Consider the following 1,803-nt stretch of genomic DNA (forward strand, 5'->3'; position numbering starts at 1 on the left):
TGACGCGGGTGATCTCCGAGACCAAAGGCGCGACGCTGGCCGGCGCGCTGGAGGCGCCGGGCTCGGAACTGCTCGGCAAGGACGCCGGCGTGCTCGCGGGCCTGCCCGCCAATGGTGTGGAGCTATCCGCCGATCTCTGGACGATGTCGGCCAATGCCGACGGCATTCTCGACTTCACCGTGCCGGGCGCCACCATCGCCAATGTCGCGATTGCAGCCCAACGGGGGCTCGTCCACGTCATTGGTACCACCGGGCTTTCTTCCGACGACGATGCCGTGATCAAGAGCGTCACCTCGCGCGCGGTCGTGGTGAAGTCCGGCAATATGAGCCTCGGCATCAACCTGCTCGCCGCGCTGGTCAAGCGCGTGGCGCAATCGCTGGATGAGAGTTTCGACATCGAAATTCTCGAAATGCATCACCGCGCCAAGATCGATGCGCCCTCCGGTACCGCCTTGATGCTGGGCGAGGCGGCGGCCGAAGGGCGAAAGGTTGCGCTCGAAGCGCATTCGGCGCGCGGCCGCGACGGCCACACCGGCGCGCGGCGAACCGGCGACATCGGGTTTGCCTCGTTGCGAGGCGGTACCGTCACCGGCGATCACAGCGTGATTTTCTGCGGCGCGATGGAGCGCATCGAACTCACCCACCGGGCCGAAGATCGCACGATGTTTGCGCAAGGCGCGGTGAAAGCCGCGTTGTGGGCCCGCGACAAGAAGCCTGGCCTCTACAGCATGGCCGACGTGCTCGGGCTCAATAACTTCTGATCGGTTCAATCAAACGGAAGCTTCAGATATGAGCGATCGTCTTCTCGTGCTGGTACGTCACGGCCAAAGCGAATGGAATCTGAAAAATCTCTTCACCGGCTGGAAGGACCCCGATCTCACCGAGCAGGGAATCGCGGAAGCGAACGAAGCCGGCCGCAAGCTGAAGGCGCAGGGGCTCGTATTCGATATCGCCTTTACTTCAGTCCTGATACGCGCCCAGCACACGCTCGATCTGATGCTGGCTCAGCTCGGCCAGACCAAGCTCCCGGTGCACAAGGACCTTGCGCTCAATGAGCGCGACTATGGCGATCTCTCCGGCCTCAACAAGGATGATGCCCGCAAGAAATGGGGGGAGGACCAGGTGCTGATCTGGCGCCGCTCCTACGACGTACCGCCGCCCGGCGGTGAAAGCCTGAAAGACACGCTGGCGCGCACGCTGCCTTATTATGTGCAGGAAATTCTTCCCTGCGTGCTGCGCGGCGAGCGCACGCTGGTCGCAGCCCACGGCAATTCGCTGCGCGCGCTGATCATGGTGCTGGAGAAACTGTCGCCGGAAGGCATTCTGAAGCGCGAACTCGCTACCGGCGCGCCCATCATCTACCGCCTGAACGCGGACGCAACCGTCGCCTCCAAGGTCGATATGGCAGCGTGAGCGAAAGCGTCGAGATCGTTTCGCTCGCCGCGCCCGTTGGCGCTGTTTCCGGACGGCCGGCTCTGTGACACGGCGATCCTGTAGAAGCGGCTGAAGTAACCTGTCGCTGAGTGACTCCCTCCCCCGGAAAGGGGGAAGGTTGGGGTGGGGGATCAAGGGCGTGGTGGGGGTCCAGGCGAACTTCGCTAAATCTTTTTGATCCCCTCCCGCTTCCTTCGGAGCGAAGCGACCTCCCCGTTTCAAGGGGAGGTTCACGGCTGCCGAGAGCAAACGCTAAGCGGCGCTTGCCTCCTGCCCTGCTTCCCAGCCGATCATCGCCTGTTTGCGGGTGATGCCCCAGTGATAGCCGGTCAGCGCGCCGCTCTTGCCGAGCGCGCGATGGCACGGCAC

At 63.7% G+C, this 1,803-nt stretch carries 3 protein-coding genes; 2 read left to right on the top strand and 1 reads right to left on the bottom strand.

Annotation, left to right across the window (positions count from 1 at the left end):
* Both dapB and WB528_RS23750 read left to right on the top strand, forming a co-directional pair.
* The coding region (dapB, locus tag WB528_RS23745; RefSeq protein ID WP_423891282.1) for a 4-hydroxy-tetrahydrodipicolinate reductase at positions 1–761 on the top strand (761 nt) is incomplete at its 5' end.
* Positions 762–789: 28 nt separating this feature from the next.
* Positions 790–1,413 (top strand): 2,3-bisphosphoglycerate-dependent phosphoglycerate mutase, encoded by a 624-nt coding sequence (locus WB528_RS23750; RefSeq protein WP_423891284.1) that lies wholly within the window; start codon positions 790–792, stop codon positions 1,411–1,413.
* Between the two features lie 273 nt (positions 1,414–1,686).
* On the opposite strand, the gene WB528_RS23755 is transcribed toward WB528_RS23750, so the two are convergent.
* On the bottom strand, positions 1,687–1,803 hold a 117-nt coding region (locus tag WB528_RS23755), incomplete at its 5' end, for an MGMT family protein (RefSeq protein WP_423891285.1).

It is taken from the genome of Bradyrhizobium sp. (assembly GCF_049586575.1).
Lineage (GTDB): Bacteria > Pseudomonadota > Alphaproteobacteria > Rhizobiales > Xanthobacteraceae > Bradyrhizobium.